Source organism: Pseudomonas sp. K5002 (genome assembly GCF_013386655.1).
Classification (GTDB): domain Bacteria; phylum Pseudomonadota; class Gammaproteobacteria; order Pseudomonadales; family Pseudomonadaceae; genus Aquipseudomonas.
Genome location: NZ_JACARK010001764.1, coordinates 1 through 319 on the forward strand (window position 1 = coordinate 1; position 319 = coordinate 319).

Here is a 319-nt window from a genome sequence, read left to right on the forward strand (position 1 = left end):
GCTTTGGTTGCGGCTGACGTTGTCCAGGCGATCGCGCAGGAAGGCCGGCAGTTGCAGTTCAAAGAAGCCGAACATCGGCAGGGCGAGAATCACAAACAACGCAGCGAAGCTGCCGAGGATCCACGGGGTTTGCAGCAGGGCGGCGAGGTTGCCGCCGAGCAGCGCAGCCAATACACCGAGCGCGGCATACACCAGCGCCATGCACACCACGTAGCTGGCGGCCAGGGCAAAGCCGCGCCGTGGGCTGGCGCCGCTGCCGACCACAAGGCCGGCGAGGATCGGCAACATCGGCAGGGAACACGGGGCGAAGGCCAGCAGC

1 pseudogene is annotated in these 319 nt (G+C 66.8%); it reads right to left on the reverse strand.

The features are described from left to right. A pseudogene (locus tag HX846_RS39155) lies at window positions 1-319 on the reverse strand (thiol:disulfide interchange protein); the annotation flags it as partial.